At 59.3% G+C, this 18,314-nt stretch carries 18 protein-coding genes; 17 read left to right on the forward strand and 1 reads right to left on the reverse strand.

Annotated features, from left to right (window positions below):
- Positions 1-124: 124 nt before the first annotated feature.
- A complete protein-coding gene (locus BK659_RS27775) occupies positions 125-304 on the reverse strand; it encodes a hypothetical protein (protein WP_123426135.1) in 180 nt (59 codons plus the stop codon).
- A gap of 400 nt (positions 305-704) precedes the next feature.
- Here BK659_RS27775 and tssA point away from each other — a divergent pair, with 400 nt between their 5' ends.
- The 17 genes from tssA (at position 705) to icmH (ending at position 18,314) form a co-directional block, all read left to right on the forward strand.
- Positions 705-2,261 (forward strand): type VI secretion system protein TssA, encoded by a 1,557-nt coding sequence (gene tssA, locus BK659_RS16760; protein ID WP_123426136.1) that lies wholly within the window; start codon positions 705-707, stop codon positions 2,259-2,261.
- Between the two features lie 32 nt (positions 2,262-2,293).
- On the forward strand, positions 2,294-2,812 hold the full coding sequence (tssB, locus tag BK659_RS16765) for a type VI secretion system contractile sheath small subunit (RefSeq protein WP_123426137.1): 519 nt from the start codon (positions 2,294-2,296) through the stop codon (positions 2,810-2,812).
- Between the two features lie 29 nt (positions 2,813-2,841).
- Complete coding sequence (tssC, locus tag BK659_RS16770; RefSeq protein ID WP_123426138.1) at positions 2,842-4,317, forward strand: type VI secretion system contractile sheath large subunit; 1,476 nt, start codon at positions 2,842-2,844, stop codon at positions 4,315-4,317.
- A gap of 13 nt (positions 4,318-4,330) precedes the next feature.
- Positions 4,331-4,738 (forward strand): type VI secretion system baseplate subunit TssE, encoded by a 408-nt coding sequence (gene tssE / locus BK659_RS16775; RefSeq protein ID WP_123426139.1) that lies wholly within the window; start codon positions 4,331-4,333, stop codon positions 4,736-4,738.
- Positions 4,739-4,748: 10 nt separating this feature from the next.
- Positions 4,749-5,273 (forward strand): PAAR domain-containing protein, encoded by a 525-nt coding sequence (locus BK659_RS16780; protein ID WP_123426140.1) that lies wholly within the window; start codon positions 4,749-4,751, stop codon positions 5,271-5,273.
- Between the two features lie 69 nt (positions 5,274-5,342).
- A complete protein-coding gene (locus tag BK659_RS16785; protein WP_123426141.1) occupies positions 5,343-6,275 on the forward strand; it encodes a DUF6402 family protein in 933 nt (310 codons plus the stop codon).
- Between the two features lie 2 nt (positions 6,276-6,277).
- A complete protein-coding gene (locus BK659_RS16790; RefSeq protein WP_123426142.1) occupies positions 6,278-6,703 on the forward strand; it encodes a hypothetical protein in 426 nt (141 codons plus the stop codon).
- A 3-nt stretch (positions 6,704-6,706) separates the two neighbouring features.
- Positions 6,707-7,141, forward strand: coding sequence for a hypothetical protein (locus BK659_RS16795; protein ID WP_123426143.1), 435 nt, complete (start codon positions 6,707-6,709; stop codon positions 7,139-7,141).
- A 46-nt stretch (positions 7,142-7,187) separates the two neighbouring features.
- Positions 7,188-8,975, forward strand: a complete 1,788-nt coding sequence (tssF, locus tag BK659_RS16800; protein ID WP_123426144.1) for a type VI secretion system baseplate subunit TssF — start codon at positions 7,188-7,190, stop codon at positions 8,973-8,975.
- Positions 8,939-9,946: a type VI secretion system baseplate subunit TssG gene (tssG, locus tag BK659_RS16805; protein ID WP_123426145.1), complete on the forward strand. Its 1,008-nt coding sequence runs from the start codon at positions 8,939-8,941 to the stop codon at positions 9,944-9,946. The genes tssF and tssG overlap by 37 nt, the downstream gene beginning before the upstream one ends.
- A gap of 13 nt (positions 9,947-9,959) precedes the next feature.
- Positions 9,960-12,614, forward strand: a complete 2,655-nt coding sequence (gene tssH / locus BK659_RS16810) for a type VI secretion system ATPase TssH (protein WP_123426146.1) — start codon at positions 9,960-9,962, stop codon at positions 12,612-12,614.
- 10 nt (positions 12,615-12,624) lie between these two features.
- Positions 12,625-14,142: a sigma-54 interaction domain-containing protein gene (locus BK659_RS16815; protein ID WP_123426147.1), complete on the forward strand. Its 1,518-nt coding sequence runs from the start codon at positions 12,625-12,627 to the stop codon at positions 14,140-14,142.
- 93 nt (positions 14,143-14,235) lie between these two features.
- Entirely contained in the window at positions 14,236-14,376 is a 141-nt protein-coding gene (locus tag BK659_RS16820) for a hypothetical protein (RefSeq protein WP_008030659.1), read from the forward strand.
- Between the two features lie 17 nt (positions 14,377-14,393).
- The gene (tagH, locus tag BK659_RS16825; RefSeq protein WP_123426148.1) at positions 14,394-15,593 is read left to right on the forward strand and encodes a type VI secretion system-associated FHA domain protein TagH; all 1,200 of its coding nucleotides are present in this window, start codon (positions 14,394-14,396) and stop codon (positions 15,591-15,593) included.
- 5 nt (positions 15,594-15,598) lie between these two features.
- Positions 15,599-16,099 (forward strand): type VI secretion system lipoprotein TssJ, encoded by a 501-nt coding sequence (gene tssJ, locus BK659_RS16830; RefSeq protein ID WP_123426149.1) that lies wholly within the window; start codon positions 15,599-15,601, stop codon positions 16,097-16,099.
- A 2-nt stretch (positions 16,100-16,101) separates the two neighbouring features.
- Positions 16,102-17,433 carry a type VI secretion system baseplate subunit TssK gene (tssK, locus tag BK659_RS16835; protein WP_071552761.1) on the forward strand — a complete coding sequence of 444 codons (1,332 nt, stop codon included), beginning with the start codon at positions 16,102-16,104 and terminating at the stop codon, positions 17,431-17,433.
- Positions 17,434-17,438: 5 nt separating this feature from the next.
- Positions 17,439-18,314, forward strand: a complete 876-nt coding sequence (gene icmH / locus BK659_RS16840; RefSeq protein ID WP_123426150.1) for a type IVB secretion system protein IcmH/DotU — start codon at positions 17,439-17,441, stop codon at positions 18,312-18,314.

The raw sequence follows: 18,314 nt of genomic DNA on the forward strand, positions 1-18,314 counted from the left end.
TCGCCCTTTAAAATCGTGTGAATAAACGGGATCAAAGTTCGAAACCTTGGCCGGCGAACATGTGCTTATCCTCAGCAAAAGGATTGGTGTCGGAAGGGGGGCTGACGCGTGGTCCGAAGTTTGATTATTTCAGTTTTTTTTGCGGCGGCGATGTGCGAAGGACTTTCGACATTTTTTGTTCAGGGGTGAGGTAATGAAGTTTTGGGCCGAGCCAAGTACACATCCGGGGATTGGTGACATATGAAGGTGCCATCATTTTGATGGCATTTTTAATATGCTTTTTTTCAGTCATCGCTTTGTTCATGGATGGCTGTAACTTTCAGAATACTCCTACATTTTTCATTTTCTATTTTTGTCATGCTGGCGTCAGCGTCAGGATATGAATTCCTCAGTGATGATAATCATGGTTGATTGACCGCTCTGGCTCAATGGTTTCGGGGGATTCTGGTCGAAGGTGGAAAGGTCAAGTCTGGTGTCAGGGAATCCCCTGTCGCATATAGGGTGATTGCCTACACGTTACGTGGAACACTTCGTCTTGTTGTTTAATTCGATGCTTGCTAGTGGCCATCATCGTGAGTAGGATGCGCACCACTTGAAAGAGCACGGTACTCAATTGGATGAGTCTTACGCGATGCTCTTGATACTGTCCAACGCCCCGAAACTCCGGAAGGCGTACAGACCGTAATACTATCTAAAGGCCAGGGATGTCCTACTCAAGCAAACTTTCTGCTCATTACCTTGAACTCGCCAAAAGCTCTGTTTCCAAAGAGAATTTTGCGGGCGAGGATGTTCGCTTTTCGAGCGAATATGAGGCATTGGAAAGCGAGTTGGGCAAAGCCCAATCCATGCATGAAAGCGGTCAGATCGACTGGCTGAAAATCCGCGAAAACAGTGAAGCGCTGCTGCGAACCCAATCCAAGGATTTGCGGGTCGGCGCCTGGCTGACCTGGGCGTTGTATCAGCGCGAATCCTTTCAGGGCCTGCTCGCCGGCCTCGGCCTGCTGCACCATCTGTGTGAAAACCACTGGGCCGAGATTCACCCGAACAAGGCCCGTACACGCTCCGCCGCCATCAGTTGGTTGGTGCCGCGTCTCGAGCAGGTGCTGAACGAAAACGTTGCGATCAAAGAGCAACTGCCGCTATTCCGCCGTTTGGTTGAGCACCTCGAAGGCCTCGATGCCGCCTGCACCGCGCACTTGGGCGACGACGCGCCGCTGCTGCTGCCGATCTCCCGCCGCCTGAAAAACATGGTCCAGCGCGCCGCCGACAACCAGCCGGAGCCCGGCGCTGTCGGCGCGGTGGTGGCTCAGGTCAAACAGGCCGCGACCCAGTTGTTCACCCCCGGCGCGCCGATCGACAACGAAAAAGAAGCCCACAAGGCCCTGCGCGCGCAGCAGGAAAATGCGCGTCCGCTGTGCGCCTGGTGGCTGAAACAGAAAGCCACCGACCTGCGTGCCCTGCGCCTGAATCGCACGCTGTTGTGGTTGCCGATCGACGCCGTCCCCGAACGCAACGCCGAGCAAATCACCGCGTTGCGTGGGCTGCCAGCCGACAAACTGAAAATCTACCAGGACCGTTTCGACCAGGGGCAATTCGCCGACTTGTTGGTGGAGCTTGAAGCCAGCCTGGCCAAGGCGCCGTTCTGGTTCGATGGCCAGCGGCTGGTCTGGGAATGTTTGCAGGGGTTGCACGCCGACCTGGCCATGCGCGAAGTGGAAATCCACTTCGCGTTGTTGATTCAGCGCCTGCCGGGCATCGTCGAATTGCGTTACCACGATGGCGCGCCGTTCGCTGATCCGGCCACTCGCGCCTGGATCAGCGCCAACGTGATGCCCCATCTGCAAACCGCCAGCGCGCCGCGCAAGGTCGAAGTCAGCAGCAGCCAACCGGCCTGGGAACTGGCGCTCGAAGAAGTCTTGCCGGTGCTGCGCAAGGACGGCCTCAAGGCCGCGGTGCAGATTCTCAAGCAAGGCCTGCAAGCTGCCCACGGTGGGCGCGTGCGGTTCTTCTGGCAGTTCAGCCTGGCGCGGCTGTGCTTCCTGGCCAAGAAATACGAACTGGCCAAGACCCAACTCGAAACCCTCGATTCAGAATTACAGAACTCAGGCTTGCACGCCTGGGAGCCTGATCTTGCGCTGGAAGTGCTGCACCTCCTGCATAGCTGCTGTGAGTTGTTGCCGCAGAACCACGCAGTGCGAGAACGCAAGGAAGAGATTTATCGCAGGCTGTGCCACCTCGATCTCGAAGTGGTACTCGAATAGGCCCCAGGGCCACAACCGCAAGGAGAAAAGCCATGGCCAAAGAAGGCTCGGTAGCCCCCAAGGAACGCATCAACGTCACCTTCAAACCCGCCACCGGCGGTGCTCAGGAAGAGATTGAACTGCCGCTGAAACTACTGGCAATCGGTGACTACACCCACCGCGCGGACGAGCGCAAAGTTGAAGATCGCAAGCCGATCAGCATCGACAAGATGACCTTCGACGAAGTCCTCGCCAAGCAAGAACTGCAGCTGACGCTGAGCGTGCCGAACCGTCTTCAGGAAGAGGGCGACACCGAAGAGCTGGCGGTGAAACTGCGCGTCAATTCGATGAAGGACTTCAACCCGGCCAGCCTGGTCGAGCAAGTGCCTGAGCTGAAAAAACTGATGGAACTGCGTGACGCACTGGTGGCCCTCAAAGGCCCGCTGGGTAACGCACCTGCCTTCCGCAAAGCCATCGAAGGCGTTCTCGCCGACGACGAATCGCGCGGTCGCGTACTGGGTGAGCTGGGCCTGAACGCCGCAGCCCAGGACGCCGCGCCCCAAGACGTCTGAGCCCCCATCAGCCAAGGAAGCCAACACATATGAGCACCAGTGCAGCGCAGCAGAAAAGTAACGAGAACGGCGAATACAGCATTCTCGACAGCATCATCGCCGAAACCCGTCTGACCCCGGACGACGAAGCCTACGACATCGCCAAGCGTGGCGTGTCGGCGTTCATCGAAGAACTGCTCAAGCCGCAGAATAGCGGTGAGCCGGTCAAGAAGGCCATGGTCGACCGCATGATCGCCGAGATCGATGCCAAGCTCAGCCGTCAGATGGACGAAATCCTCCACCACCCGGACTTCCAGTCGCTGGAATCGGCGTGGCGTGGTCTGCAGTTGCTGGTCGACCGCACCAACTTCCGCGAAAACATCAAGATCGAAATCCTCAACGTCTCCAAGCAAGACCTGCTGGACGACTTCGAAGATTCGCCGGAAGTGATGCAGGCTGGCCTGTACAAGCACATCTACACCGCTGAATACGGCCAGTTCGGTGGTCAGCCGGTAGGCGCGATCATCGCCAACTACTTCATGTCGCCAAGCTCGCCAGACGTGAAGCTGATGCAGTACGTGTCGAGCGTTGCGTGCATGTCCCACGCGCCGTTCATCGCGGCTGCCGGCCCGAAATTCTTCGGCCTGGAAAGCTTCACCGGCCTGCCGGACCTGAAGGATCTGAAAGATCACTTCGAAGGCCCGCAATTCGCCAAATGGCAGAGCTTCCGTCAGTCCGAAGACTCGCGTTACATCGGCCTGACCGTTCCGCGTTTCCTGCTGCGCAACCCGTACGATCCGGAAGAAAACCCGGTGAAATCGTTTGTGTACAAAGAAACCGTCGCCAACAGCCACGAGCACTACCTGTGGGGCAACACCGCCTACGCGTTCGGCACCAAGCTGACCGACAGCTTCGCCAAATTCCGCTGGTGCCCGAACATCATCGGCCCGCAAAGCGGTGGCGCGGTTGAAGACCTGCCGTTGCACCACTTCGAAAGCATGGGCGAAATCGAAACCAAGATTCCGACCGAAGTGCTGGTGTCCGACCGTCGCGAATACGAGCTGGCCGAGGAAGGCTTCATCTCCCTGACCATGCGCAAAGGCAGCGACAACGCCGCGTTCTTCTCCGCAAGCTCGGTGCAGAAGCCGAAGTTCTTCGGCATCAGCGCTGAAGGCAAGGCTGCAGAACTGAACTACAAGCTCGGCACCCAACTGCCGTACATGATGATCGTCAACCGCCTGGCTCACTACTTGAAAGTGCTGCAGCGCGAGCAACTCGGTTCGTGGAAAGAACGCACCGACCTCGAGCTGGAACTCAACAAGTGGATCCGCCAGTACGTCGCCGACCAGGAAAACCCGAGCGCCGAAGTCCGTGGCCGTCGTCCGCTGCGTGCTGCCCAGATCATCGTCAGCGATGTTGAAGGCGAGCCTGGCTGGTACCGCGTCAGCCTGAACGTGCGTCCGCACTTCAAGTACATGGGTGCCGATTTCACCCTGTCGCTGGTTGGCAAGCTGGACAAAGAGTAAGCGGAGCTAACTCATGACTGGATACGGCAGCCTTTTCGAACGCCTGGGTGGCGACGCGGATAAACGCGTCGGCTGGAGCCGCGAGGTCTCCGCCGTGGCGTCGGTGGCTGCCCATCTGGCCAAGATGCTCAGCACCCGTGCGGGCAGCGTGCAAACGCTGTCCGATTACGGGCTACCCGATCTCAACGACATGCGCCTGAGCCTGCATGACTCCCTGAGTCAGGCCCGCCTGGCCATCGAACGCTTCATCGAAGCCTACGAGCCACGCCTCACCAACGTGCGTGTCGTTTCCCTGCCGCGAGACAACGATCAACTCAGGCTGACCTTCAGCATCGAAGGCCTGCTGGAAGTTGAAGGTTTCAAGCGTCAGGTCAGTTTTGCCGCGCGCCTGGATGGCAGCGGTCAAGTCAAGGTCAACTAAGGAGACGACGATGTCCGGTAAACCTGCAGCCCGCGTCACCGACCCTACTGCTTGCCCGCTCCCCGGCCACGGCACCAACCCGATCGTCTCGGCTTCCGGCGACGTGTTCTTCGACGGCCTCGCGGCCGCCCGCCTGGACGATGTCTCGGCCTGTGGCAGCGCGATCTCCGGCGGGGTGGCGAGTACCGTTTTGATCAACGGCAAACCGGCGGCGACCGTGGACTCCGTAGGGACCCATGGCAATAAAGTTACTGCTGGGTCTTCGACGGTGATTATCGGGAACTCGCATACGCCGGCGCCGTTTATTCCGCCATTGCCGGTGGAGATTCAGTGGCCGTTTAACGAGCATTTTGTGATCAATTGTCATGACACCGGGAAGCCTTTGGCTGGCGTGGAGTACACGCTGAAAACCGCCTCAGGAAAGATCGTCAATGGCGTCACAGACAAGGATGGAAAGACTCAGCGCGTCTTCTCCGCTACAGCGGAAGCCATTGAGTTGGTGATTGAGCAACAAACGAAGGTCGCGATTGCGTAAGCACCGCATTGATGCCCAGGTAGTCGGCATGCCTAAGGGATGTCGGAATTATTTTCCAAGGATGTTGAGATGACGAACACTGCAGTGACTGCAAACATGACTCCGGCGAGTAACAAGGCTGGCCAGTGTGCGATTGCTAAGCGCAAATTCGGTATCTCAGACATCCCGGCGGCTATGGACAAGATGAAATGGCCGACATCTGCCGCACTGATGCGTCGATGGTTCAATGGCAACCCTTGGCCTACCCCGGACGGTGGCATGGATGAGGTTACCAAGAATCATGGTAAGGAAATTCCCCAAGAGTACGTCGACGACTCGATAGTCAAGATGAGCTGGCTGTTAACTTTTGAGCGCGTAAAAAAAGACTATGACTATTTAAAGTCAATGTGGAATAGCCCAAATGGGCAGAAGCAGATACGCGCAGCGGTACTTAAGAAGTTCAAAGATCAGCCCGATGGTAAGCATCCACTGGCATTTGGTAGTGCGCGCGAAGCTGAGGATTTTGGCTACAGTAATACTGTGTCGGTCACGATGGGGCAGTGGAGGATTGACGTACTCGACGATTTAAGAGGGGCGCTCGCTAACTTTAATTTAAGAGTTATATCAGAAGGTGACGTTGTTATTGTCTCAAAAAAAATTGAGTTTCAGGTTAAGAGGCTTGGTTTTTATGTTGAAGATAGCTATGACTTTGGAGATGGCTCTGACTTCATTAGTCAGCCGCTCGGCTTCTGGAACTTTGATGGTACCGTAATCCCACCTGAAGCCGTTGCGCGCAATATTAGTATCAATTCCAACCAAACAGCAATGATGGAAACGGGAGCGTTGAACCCAGCTGACGTGGCAGAGGTGTTCAAGGAGTTGGAGGGCGCTCGTTTCTATTTGATTCAAAATAGTGATTTTGTGGAGTATCGGCAATGCCATGGCAAGGGTGGAGACTTCCGGGTGCTGTCTGATATTAAGTACGAGACCATTGCGCCAACCACTATTGTGATATCGAGCTGATCATGCGTTTAAAAATGATTTGCTTTGCTATTTTTGTATTTTTACTTTCAGCTGGGATAGCTCCCTACATTTTCGTAGATGGGCTATCCCAGCGTTCACCTGACGTAGTCAAGATAAGTGCCACGCGCCAGTATGTCGTAGAGAGGGTTCCGCTTCGGCTGTTTCCCTTCGATGAAAATTTGGCGTTTCTGCGGGTGACCGATTTGAATGAGCCAAGAAAAATATACCGAAGCCCGTTGTTTGAAATTGAAGAAGCAGATATGAGAAAAACCTTCGATTCGGGCCGGATCGGAACATCTTTTCTCGAGTTTAGTATAGAAAGGAAGTCTTTTATTTTTCACTCTGAATACCTGAGGGAGTACTGGCTAAATCGCTTCGTCGCTAACGCTCCGTATAGTGTTGAACCGATTATTGAGAGTGGTAAATAAGTTATGTTTGTAAATGGTGATGCTTTTGCAAAGCACAAGAGTGCAATGTTTCGTGGCGCAATGGTGCTGGTTGTTCTGGTTGCTCTGCTAGTTGTTGTTGTTAATAAAATTTGCAACTTTCCAGCGAATGTTACAAGTATCGACACTTCCGGCCGCTACATTTTACAGAATGTACCGGTTGGTGGGATTTTGGGCTTGGGGGGGATGGCTTACCTTAGGGTTATTGATAGAGAGCGCCCAGAAAAAGCGTATCGGACGCCGCTCTATTCGACCCAGTTGCTGGATATGCGCTTATTTGAAGACGATAAGTCTGTCGGTGTCTATTGGTTGTACTTCAACAAAAAAGAAGAAACATTTGATATTGCTATGCCTCAGTGGGAGTGGCATTGGCTAAATATTTTTATCAGCAACACGCCATATGTACATCTGGAAAATTGATGAGCATTCGTGATGCATAGTGAATCCACAACCAGGCAGCTAACCCATGTCCTTTAACCACTACTACCAAAGCGAACTCACCGCACTTCGCCAGTTAGGTCGTCGATTCGCCGAGCGTAGCCCGGCATTAGCACCTTTCCTCGGCCAAGCCGGGCGTGACCCAGACGTGGAGCGGTTGCTGGAAGGCTTTGCGTTCCTCACCGGGCGCCTGCGGCAGAAGCTCGATGACGAGTTGCCGGAGCTCAGCCATTCGCTGATGCATTTGCTGTGGCCGAACTACATGCGGCCGTTGCCGGCGTTCAGCATTTTGCAGTTCGATCCGTTGAAGCGTTCCGGGCCGGCGTTGCAGGTCGAGCGTGATACGCCGATCGAGAGTGTGCCGATCGATGATGTGCGTTGCCGGTTTCGTACCTGCTACCCGACTGAAGTCCTGCCGCTGGACCTGACCGCGCTGACGTACTCGGTGAAGGGCGACGGTTCGCTGTTGAGCCTGCGCCTGGAGATGAGTTGCGACGGGCATATCGGCGAGCTGGACCTGAGTCGTCTGCGTCTGCACCTGGCCGGTGAGCGTTACATCAGCCAGATGCTTTACCTGAGCCTGTTGCGCAACCTGGAAGGTATCGAGCTGATTCCGCTGGACGCAGCCGGCAAGCCGCTCAATGGTGCCAACGGCACGCCGATGGCGTTCAAGATGCCTGGCGACCGCGTGCAGCCGGTGGGTTTTGCCGAAGAAGAAGCGTTGATCCCGTATCCGCTGAACACCTTCCGTGGCTATCGCTACTTGCAGGAATATTTCGCCTTCCAGGACAAGTTCCTGTTCGTCGATTTGAACGGTCTGGATCTGCTCAAGTCACTGCCCGAAGACACCCTCAAGCAGATGCGCGGTCTGGAGTTGCGCTTCGACATTCGCAAGAGCGGCATCCAGCGTCTGCGCCCGACCCTGGACAACGTGAAGCTCTACTGCACGCCCATCGTCAACCTGTTCAAGCACGACGCCTTGCCGATTCGCCTCGACGGTAAACAGGATGAATACCTGTTGCTGCCGGCCGAATACGACCTGGAAAACTGCGGGGTGTTTTCGGTTGAAGGCGTCACCGGCTGGAAGCCCGGTGGTCTGGGTTATCAGGAGTACGTGCCGTTCGAGTCCTTCGAGCACGACCCGAGTTTCGACGTACCGCAAAGCCGTCCGCATTACAGCATTCGCCAGCGCACTTCGTTGCTGCATGACGGCCTCGACACCTACCTGAGCTTCGGTATCCGCCACACCGAAGCCCATGAAACGCTGTCGATCGAGCTGATGTGCACCAACCAGAACCTGCCACGCCGGCTCAAGCTCGGCGACATCTGCATGGCCTGTGAAGAGACTCCTGAGTTCCTCAGTTTCCGCAACATCACCCCGGCCACGTCGAGCTTCGCTCCGCCGCTGAGCCGCGACTTCCTGTGGAAGCTGATCAGCAACATGTCGCTCAACTACCTGTCGCTGGCCAACGTCGACGCGCTCAAGGTGATTCTCGAAACCTACGACCTGCCGCGTTACTACGACCAGCACGCGGAGAAGGTCAGCAAACGCCTGCTGGGCGGGCTCAAGTCGATCAAGCACCAGCACGTCGACCGACTGCACCGCGGGTTGCCGCTGCGCGGGTTGCGCACCGAGCTGACCATCGACCCGGAAGGCTATATCGGTGAAGGCGACCTGTTCGTCTTCGCTTCGGTTCTTAACGAGTTTTTCGCGCTTTACGCCAGTCTCAATTCGTACCACGAGCTGCGGGTAAAAAGCACACAGGGAGAGGTGTACCAATGGACACCACGTATGGGCCTTCAGCCTCTGCTTTAAGCGGGCTGACCCGAGGAATACGCGAGTACTCGCTGTTTCAGGCCGTGCTGCTGGTCGTCGATCGGCTGCGCGATGCCCACCCGTACCTGAGCGAAGAGGACTTGTACGACCAGCTGGAATTCCAGGCCAACCCGAGCCTGGGTTTCCCTGGCAGCGACGTCGATCGCGTGGAGTTTTTCCACGAGCACGGGCAGCTGCGCGCGCGCCTGCGTTTCAACCTGATCGGCCTGGTCGGTTCCGGTTCGCCGCTGCCGGCGTTCTATGGTGAGCAAGCCCTGGGCGACAGCGAAGACGGCAACCCGACGCGCAACTTCCTTGACCTGTTCCACCATCGCCTGCAACGGCTGATGCTGCCGATCTGGCGCAAGTACCGCTACCGCGCCAGCTTCGAGAGCGGCGCCCTCGACCCGTTCTCCTCGCAGCTGTTTGCGCTGATCGGCCTGGGTGGCGAAGACATCCGCAAGGCCCAGGAACTGAACTGGAAACGCCTGCTGCCGTACCTCGGCCTGTTGAGCTTGCGGGCGCACTCGGCGGCGTTGATCGAAGCCGTGCTGCGTTACTACTTCAAACATGCCGAACTGACCATCGAGCAGTGCATCGAGCGTCGCGTTGAAATCCTCGACGAGCAGCGTAACCGCCTGGGCCGCGCCAACAGCGCGCTCGGTGAAGACCTGGTGCTGGGCGAGAGCGTGCGCGACCGCAGCGGCAAGTTCCGGATTCACATCCGCGAACTCGACTGGCAACGCTTCCACGAATTCCTGCCGATCGGTTTCGGCTACCAGCCGCTGTGCGCGCTGGTGCGGTTCACCCTGCGTGACCCGCTCGATTACGACATTCGCCTGGTCCTGCGCCAGGAAGAAATCCGCGAACTGCGCATCGGTGAGCAGAACGCCTGTCGCCTTGGGTGGACCAGTTGGCTGGGCCGCGAACACGCGGACGGCGTGGTGACCCTGGGTAGCAAAATTCATTAAGGATGGATGACCAATGATCAACGTAGACCTGCAACAACTTATCCAGGCGCTGGACGCCGAAACCCGTCGTGACCTGGAAAGTTCGGCCGAACGCTGTGTTGCCCGTGGCGGCAGCAAAATCCTCGTCGAAGACTTGCTGCTGGGCCTGCTGGAGCGCCCGCAAGGCTTGCTCGCACGCGCGTTGCAAGACGCCGAAGTCGACGCTGGTGAACTCAGCGCTGCGTTGCAATCGCGGGTCGAGCACAGCGCCTCGCGCAACCCGGTGTTCGCCCCGGAACTGGTGCAGTGGCTGCAAGATGCGTTGCTGGTGGCCAACCTCGAACTGGGTCAGAGCCAGGTCGAACAGGCCGCGTTGATCCTCGCGCTGCTGCGCAATCCGATGCGCTATGCCGGCAGCCGCTACCAGCCATTGCTGGCGAAATTGAACATTGATCGCCTGAAGGATTTTGCCCTGTCGCAGAAGGAACAACCGGCCACCGGCAAACCGGCCGTACCGGGCGAATCGCTGCTGCAACGTTTTACCCACAACCTGACCCAGCAAGCCCGCGACGGCAAACTCGACCCGGTGCTGTGCCGCGATGGCGCGATTCGGCAGATGGTCGACATCCTCGCGCGTCGCCGCAAAAACAACCCGATTGTGGTCGGTGAAGCCGGCGTCGGTAAAACCGCGATCGTCGAAGGCCTCGCCTCGCGCATCGCTGCCGGTGAAGTGCCGCAAGTGCTCAAGGGTGTTGAACTGCTGTCGCTGGACATGGGCCTGCTGCAAGCCGGCGCCAGCGTCAAAGGTGAGTTCGAACGACGCCTCAAAGGCGTGATCGACGAAGTCAAAGCCTCGCCGAAACCGATCATCCTGTTCATCGACGAAGCTCACACCCTGATCGGCGCGGGCGGCAATGCCGGTGGTTCGGACGCGGCCAACCTGCTCAAACCTGCCTTGGCTCGTGGCGAGTTGCGCACCATCGCTGCCACCACCTGGGCCGAGTACAAAAAATACTTCGAGAAAGACCCGGCCTTGGCCCGTCGCTTCCAGCCGGTGCAGTTGCACGAGCCGACCGTCAGCGAAGCGGTGACTATCCTCCGTGGCCTGGCTCAGGTTTATGAGAAGAGCCACGGCATCTACCTGCGCGATGACGCGGTGGTTGCGGCGGCGGAATTGTCGGCACGTTACCTGGCCGGTCGGCAGCTGCCGGACAAAGCCGTCGATGTACTCGACACCGCTTGCGCCCGTGTGCGCATTAGCCTCGCCGCCGCGCCGGAGAGCCTCGAGCGTCTGCGTGGTGAACTGGCCGAAGGTGGGCGTCAGCGTCAGGCCCTGCGCCGCGATGCCGAAGCCGGTTTGCTGATCGACCACGAAGCGCTCGACGCTCTGGAGGATCGCCTGGACGCCGCCGAAGACGAAATGGTCGCCCTGGAATCCCTCTGGACCGAGCAGAAGGAACTGGCCGAGCGCTTGCTGGAGCTGCGTCAGCAACTGGCAAAAGCTCGCGAAGCCGCTGCCGTCGAGCCGACCGTCACGGTTGAAGAAGACGCCGAAGGCACGGTGATCGAAACCCTTGAAGCGGCCGTGGACGAAGCGCAAAGCGTCGAAGCCCTGGAAGCCGCGCTGAACGAAACCCACCGCGCCCTGACCGATGCCCAGGTCAAAGAACGGCTGGTGAGTTTTGAAGTGTGCCCGCGTCTGGTGGCTGAAGTGATCAGCGCCTGGACCGGCGTGCCGTTGGCGCAACTGGCCCGTGAGCACAACGCCAAGGTCGCGAGCTTCGCCACCGACCTGCGCACCCGGATTCGCGGTCAGGAGCAAGCTGTGCACGCGCTGGATCGCTCGATGCGCGCCACCGCCGCCGGCCTGAACAAACCCGATGCGCCGGTGGGCGTGTTCCTGCTGGTCGGCCCGAGCGGTGTCGGCAAGACCGAAACCGCGCTGGCGCTGGCCGACTTGCTGTACGGCGGTGATCGTTTCATCACCACCATCAACATGTCCGAGTTCCAGGAGAAGCACACCGTCTCGCGGCTGATCGGCGCGCCGCCGGGCTACGTCGGTTACGGCGAAGGCGGCATGCTCACCGAAGCCGTGCGGCAGAAACCGTACTCGGTGGTACTGCTCGACGAAGTCGAAAAAGCCGACCCGGACGTGCTCAACCTGTTCTACCAAATCTTCGACAAAGGCGTGGCCAACGACGGGGAAGGGCGTGAAATCGACTTCCGCAACACGCTGATCCTGATGACCTCGAACCTGGGCAGCGAGCGCATCAGCGAACTCTGCGAGAACGGTGCGCGGCCGACCGCTGAAGTCCTCGAAGAAACCATCCGCCCGGTGCTCAGCAAACACTTCAAACCGGCGTTGCTGGCGCGTATGCGCGTGGTGCCGTACTACCCGGTCGGCGGCCCGGTGCTGCGCGAGCTGATCGAAATCAAACTGGGTCGCCTGGGCGAACGTTTGAACCGTCGTCAGCTGGAGTTCACTTACTGTCAGAACCTCGTCGATCACCTGGCCGAGCGTTGCACCCAAAGCGACAGCGGTGCGCGGCTGATCGACCACTTGCTCGACCTGCACGTGTTGCCGCTGGTGGCGGATCGTCTGCTCGATGCGATGGCTACCGGTGAAAGCCTCAAGCGCGTTCATGCAACGCTCGATGGCGACGCTAGCGTGACCTGCGAGTTCGCCTGAGGTGGGTGTGATGTTCACTCGAGTGCCGCAACCGCTCAAGTATGCCGAGGCCTTGCTGGCGCAGTTCGCCAGCTTGTCGCGCGCGGCTGACGGCGCGGCGCTGCTGGGTGATTTCGTGCGGGCGGTGGCCGAACTCAGTGGCTGTGAGCTGAGCCAGCTGTACCTGCTCGACGCCACCCACACCAGCCTCGGGCTGAACGCCGAGTGTTTGCAGGGCATCCTGCAACCACGGGAAACCGCGAGCCTGCCGGCCGACTACAACGGTGAGCAACTGCTGCAGTTTTCCCTGTGCCAGAACCGTGTGTTGAGCCTCACGGGGCTCAGTGGCAGTCTGCACGAAACCAGTTTCCTGCCGGCTCAGGCAGTGCCGTGGCAGTCGCTGCTCTGTATGCCGCTGGTCAGTCCGCAAAAAGCGGTGGTCGGCCTGCTGCTGTGCGCTAGCCGCGAACAGGTTGAATTGCAGGGATTCGCCGATTCGCTCGGGCAACTGGGGTCGTTCGTACTCGGGCAATTGCACCTGCTGCAACGCTTGCGTCGGCCGGTGGGCGATGTGTCGCCAATGCCCAGCAGCGTGCCCAGCGCCAGCGGTTACGGGTTGATCGGCAAGAGCTCGGCGATGCGCCAGACCTACCAGTTGATCAGCAAGGTACTGCACAGCCCGTACACCGTGTTGCTGCGCGGCGAAACCGGCACCGGCAAGGAAGTGGTGGCGCGGGCCATTCACGATTGCGGGCCGCGCCGTTCCCAGGCGTTCATCGTGCAGAACTGCGCGGCGTTCCCTGAAAACCTGCTGGAAAGTGAGCTGTTCGGCTACCGCAAAGGCGCCTTCACCGGCGCCGACCGTGACCGCGCCGGGCTGTTCGATGCGGCCAACGGCGGGACTTTGTTGCTGGACGAAATTGGCGACATGCCGTTGTCCCTGCAATCCAAGCTATTGCGAGTCTTGCAGGAAGGCGAGATTCGTCCGCTGGGCTCCAACGACACCCACAAAATCGACGTGCGCATCATCGCCGCGACTCACCGGGACCTGGCGGTACTGGTCAGCGAAGGCAAATTCCGCGAAGACCTGTATTACCGCCTCGCGCAGTTTCCGATTGAGCTGCCGGCCTTGCGCCAGCGTGAAGGCGACATCCTCGACCTGGCCCGACACTTTGCCGACAAGGCCTGCGCCTTCCTGCAACGCGATGCGGTGCGCTGGTCCGACGCGGCGCTCGATCACCTGTCGAGCTACGCCTTCCCCGGCAACGTTCGTGAGCTCAAAGGTCTGGTCGAACGCGCTGTGTTGCTCTGCGAAGGCGGCGAGTTGCTGGCCGAACATTTCTCGCTGCGCATCGACGTCGCGCCGCAGGAATGCAGCCTGAACCTGCGCGAACGTCTGGAGCAGGTCGAGCGCAGTCTGTTGCTTGATTGCCTGCGCAAAAACGACGGCAACCAAACCCTCGCCGCCCGCGAACTCGGCCTGCCACGGCGCACGCTGCTGTACCGCCTCGGGCGCCTGAACATCAATCTCGGCGATTTCGATGGATAGGCCCATGACGCGTCATCTCACCCATTTTGCTTCTGTCAGCGCCGCCCTCAAGGGTCGGCGCTTTGTGCATTGTTTAGCCCTGGAGACCCTCTGATGTCTGTTCGTCACTGGCAAGCCGTCCTGCTGACCCTCGTCGTTCTATGCGGCCTCGGCGGCTGTAGCGGCAATTACAAATTCAACGACAACACCTATCGCCCACTGGGTGATCCGCAGGCGGTCAATCGCGGCAAGTGACCGCAAGGAGCGACATCATGGAACTGGTTTTCGAAATGCTGAACACCAAGCAGTTCGTGCCCACGGATTTGTGCCAAAAGACCTTCAAGCAGGCTGGCGGCGTGATCGGGCGGGGCGAGGATTGCGACTGGATCATTCCGGACCGCAAGCGTCACCTGTCCAACCACCACGCGCTGATCAGCTACCGCGACGGCACGTTTTTCCTGACCGACACCAGCAGCAACGGTATCCAGGCCAGCGAAAGCGGCGCGCGTCTGCGCAAGGGTGAAGCACAGCGTATCGAACACGGCAGCGTCTACGTGCTGGGGGATTTCGAAATCCGTGCGCGGCTGGTGCGCGATCCGGCCACCTTCGATACCGAAGTCGGCCGCCCGCAAGCGGCCGGCAGCATCATTCCAGACGATGCGTTTCTCGACCTTGATCCGCTCATGGCGCTTGATCAGCAGGAACGGGTCTACTCGGAAATCGACGAACTGAGCGCCCTCAACGCACCGCGTCAGGAGCCACGCCAGCGTGCCGACTATGCGCGCATCGACATGGAAAGCCTGCTGGTGCCGGAACTGGTGGCCGCGCCTGCCGCGCCAGAACCTGCGCCGGCGCCGAAGGCGGTTGAGCGCCAAAGCGAAGGCTTCTGGGAGCATTTCGGCGATGCGCTGGGCGTCGACCTCAAAGGCCTCGATCACGACAGCCGTGAAGCCCTGGCGATCAACGCCGCGCGTTTGCTCAAGCAAAGCGTCGGCGGTTTGCAGCAGAGCCTGCGCACCCGTTCTGAGCTGAAAAACGAACTGCGTCTGGCGCAGACCACGGTGCAAGGCACTGGCAAAAACCCGCTGAAATTTGCCGTCGATGCCGGTGAAGCGCTGGGCATTCTGTTGCAGGGCGACAAACCCGGCCAGTTGCCGGCCGGGCAGGCGATTTCGCGGGCGTTCCGTGATTTGCAGGCGCACCAGGTGGCCTTGCTCACCGCCAGCCGTGCGGCAGTACGCGGCACCCTCGAACACTTCTCGCCACAGCAACTGACCCTGCGTTTCGAGCGCGACGGCAACAAGCCGCTGCTCGCCACCTCGGGCAGCCGCTGGAGAGCCTACGGCCGTTATCACCAGGCGCTGCGTCAGGACGATGACTGGAGCGAACGCCTGCTGGCGCGGGATTTCGCCCAGGCCTACGAAGAACAGATCCGCCTGATTTCCACCCTACACACCGACCACCAAGGATGATGCGCATGTCTCGCTGCAAGGCCGTAATAATCAAAATGCTGACAGCGCTCACCGCCCTGGTGTGGCTGGCCGGTTGCTCGTCGATTTCGCCGTATTCCACCGTTACCAAGCTCAACCTCAAGCTGACCGCCAGCGATCAGGTCAACCCGGACCTTAACGGCCGACCGTCGCCGATTGTCGTGCGGCTGATTGAGCTCAAACACCCGGTGGCCTTCGAAAACGCTGACTTCTTCAGCCTGTACGAGCGCGCCAAGGAATCCCTGTCGCCAGACCTGGTGGCCAGCGAAGAGCTGGAGTTGCGTCCGGGTGAAACCGTCGAGTTCAAGCTCAGCGTCGAAAGCGGCAGCCGTTACGTCGGTGTGCTCGCGGCGTATCGCGACCTGCGCGAAACCCAATGGCGCTACGTGGTTCAAGTCACACCAGCGGATCTGACCGTGGCCGAATTGACCCTCGATCAGACCGGCATCCATGACAAAAACCAAAAGCTCGCCAAGGCGGATGACTGAACATGAACGTGCATAAAGTCATTTGGCAGGAAGGCATGTTGCTGCGCCCGCAGCACTTCCAGCACAACGATCGCTACTACGACAACCAGATGAAAACCCGCACCCAGTTGCTGGGCAGTTACACCTGGGGGTTTCTGGGGCTCGAGATCGATTTGCAGTTTCTCAACATGGGCAAACTGGTGATCAGCCAGGCTTCGGGGATTCTCCCGGACGGCAGCCTGTTCGAACTCGGTGGCAACACCGAACCGCTGGCCCTCGACGTTCCGCCGAACACCGGCAACACACCGATCTACTTGGCTTTGCCGCTGGTCACCGGTAACCACATCGAGTCCCGTCGCCCGGAGCAATCCGACGTGCTGGCGCGTTACACCGCGTACGAAGCGGAAGTCGCCGACTCCAACGCCGGCGATGATTCCAGCAGCCAGGTCAGCTGCGCGCGCCCGGACTTCCGTTTGTTGCTCGGCGAGCAGCAGAGCGACCAGGCTTACGTGAAGCTGAAGATCTGCGAAGTCCTCGACACAACGCCCGACGGGGTGATCAGCCTCGACCCGGACTTCGTCCCGACGTTCATCCACGCTCACGCGTCCGGCTACCTGCTGTCGTGCCTCAAAGAAGTCATCAGCATGCTCGGCCACCGTGGCGACACCATTGCCGACCGAATTCGTTCCAACGGCAAGGTCGGTGGCGCGGAAGTCGGCGACTTCATGATGCTGCAACTGATCAATCGCACCGAACTGGTTCTGCGCCATTACCTGGGCCTGGAACAGGTTCACCCGGAAGAGTTGTACCGCACGCTGCTGTCGATGCTCGGCGATCTGTCGACCTTTGCCAGCGACAGCAAACGCCCGCGTCTGGACAGCCGCTATCAGCACAGCGACCAGGGCGCGAGCTTCCGCAAACTGATGGAAGCGATTCGTCAGGTGCTGTCGATGGTGCTCGAACAGCACGCCATCGAACTGGTGCTGCAAGCGCGTCAATACGGGATCACCGTGTCGCCGCTGCACGACCACAAACTGCTGGGCACGGCGTCGTTCGTGCTGGCGGCCAGCGCCAACTGCGACTCCGAAGAGCTGCGGCATCGCCTGCCGGCACACCTCAAGGTCGGCCCGGTGGAGCGCATCCGTCAGCTGGTCAACCTGCACCTGCCGGGCATCAAGGTCAAACCCTTGCCGGTTGCGCCGCGGCAGATTCCGTTCCACTCGAACAAAACCTACTTCATCCTCGAACTCAGTTCCGAAGACCTGGCACAACTGGAGCGCTCCGGCGGCTTCGCGTTCCACGTGTCCGGCGAATTTGCCGAGCTTGAACTGAAATTCTGGGCCATCAGGAACTGACCGATATGATCAAGGAAATGGAGCACAACCAGGATGACAAAACCGTCCTGCTCGATCGCCAGGGCCATGGCCCGGCACAGAGTCCGCTGACCGATTTCGCCGCACCGCCGCGTTTCGAGCAACTGGAAGAACGGATGATCTACGCCGCGCGCCTGCGTCCGGCGGAAGCGTTCAACATCAGCCTCAACTCGCTGGTGGCGGCGTCGTCCGACCTGCTGTCGGAAGTGGTGCGGCTCAAGCACAGCGACACCCGCGAAGACATGCACGCGCTCAACGAGCGGCTGACGGCTGCGCTGAAACTCTTCGAAGTCCGTGCGCTGCACAACGGCGCCGAGAGCAGCCAGGTGATGGCTGCGCGCTATGTGCTGTGCACCGTGGTCGACGAAGCGGTGGTCACCACCCCGTGGGGCAATGAAAGCGAGTGGTCGCAAATGAGCCTGCTCAGCAGCTTCCACAACGAGACTTTTGGCGGCGAGAAATTCTTCCAACTGCTCGATCGTCTGTCAAAGAACCCGGTCAAACACCTGCCGATGCTGGAACTGATGTACCTGTGCCTGTCGCTCGGTTTCGAGGGCAAGTACCGGGTGCAGGCGCGCGGCATGCTGGAACTCGACGGCATCCGCGATGCGCTGTATCGGCAGATTCGTCAGTTGCGTGGCGACGTGCCGCGTGAACTGTCGCCGCACTGGGAAGGCCTCAACGACAAGCGTCGCAGCCTGGTGCGCATCGTGCCGTGGTGGATGGTGGCGCTGTTTACGCTGGTGTGCCTGGTGGTGATGTATTCGGGTTTTGCCTGGGTGCTCGGCGAGCAGCGCGACACCGTTCTGCAACCTTATCAGCCGCTTGATCCAGCCGCGGTTCAGCAGCTGTCGAAGCCGTAA

It is taken from the genome of Pseudomonas brassicacearum, assembly GCF_003732225.1.
GTDB classification, from domain to species: domain Bacteria; phylum Pseudomonadota; class Gammaproteobacteria; order Pseudomonadales; family Pseudomonadaceae; genus Aquipseudomonas; species Aquipseudomonas brassicacearum_E.

Coding starts and splice junctions, on each gene's coding strand:
- BK659_RS16820 (WP_008030659.1), top strand. CDS start 14,236: ATGTCTGTTCGTCACTGGCAAGCCGTCCTGCTGACCCTCGTCGTTCTA.
- BK659_RS16785 (WP_123426141.1), top strand. CDS start 5,343: ATGACGAACACTGCAGTGACTGCAAACATGACTCCGGCGAGTAACAAG.
- tssA (WP_123426136.1), top strand. CDS start 705: ATGTCCTACTCAAGCAAACTTTCTGCTCATTACCTTGAACTCGCCAAA.
- tagH (WP_123426148.1), top strand. CDS start 14,394: ATGGAACTGGTTTTCGAAATGCTGAACACCAAGCAGTTCGTGCCCACG.
- tssH (WP_123426146.1), top strand. CDS start 9,960: ATGATCAACGTAGACCTGCAACAACTTATCCAGGCGCTGGACGCCGAA.
- tssK (WP_071552761.1), top strand. CDS start 16,102: ATGAACGTGCATAAAGTCATTTGGCAGGAAGGCATGTTGCTGCGCCCG.
- BK659_RS27775 (WP_123426135.1), bottom strand. CDS start 304: ATGAACAAAGCGATGACTGAAAAAAAGCATATTAAAAATGCCATCAAA.
- icmH (WP_123426150.1), top strand. CDS start 17,439: ATGATCAAGGAAATGGAGCACAACCAGGATGACAAAACCGTCCTGCTC.
- tssE (WP_123426139.1), top strand. CDS start 4,331: ATGACTGGATACGGCAGCCTTTTCGAACGCCTGGGTGGCGACGCGGAT.
- tssJ (WP_123426149.1), top strand. CDS start 15,599: ATGTCTCGCTGCAAGGCCGTAATAATCAAAATGCTGACAGCGCTCACC.
- BK659_RS16815 (WP_123426147.1), top strand. CDS start 12,625: ATGTTCACTCGAGTGCCGCAACCGCTCAAGTATGCCGAGGCCTTGCTG.
- tssB (WP_123426137.1), top strand. CDS start 2,294: ATGGCCAAAGAAGGCTCGGTAGCCCCCAAGGAACGCATCAACGTCACC.
- tssF (WP_123426144.1), top strand. CDS start 7,188: ATGTCCTTTAACCACTACTACCAAAGCGAACTCACCGCACTTCGCCAG.
- tssG (WP_123426145.1), top strand. CDS start 8,939: ATGGACACCACGTATGGGCCTTCAGCCTCTGCTTTAAGCGGGCTGACC.
- BK659_RS16790 (WP_123426142.1), top strand. CDS start 6,278: ATGCGTTTAAAAATGATTTGCTTTGCTATTTTTGTATTTTTACTTTCA.
- BK659_RS16795 (WP_123426143.1), top strand. CDS start 6,707: ATGTTTGTAAATGGTGATGCTTTTGCAAAGCACAAGAGTGCAATGTTT.
- BK659_RS16780 (WP_123426140.1), top strand. CDS start 4,749: ATGTCCGGTAAACCTGCAGCCCGCGTCACCGACCCTACTGCTTGCCCG.
- tssC (WP_123426138.1), top strand. CDS start 2,842: ATGAGCACCAGTGCAGCGCAGCAGAAAAGTAACGAGAACGGCGAATAC.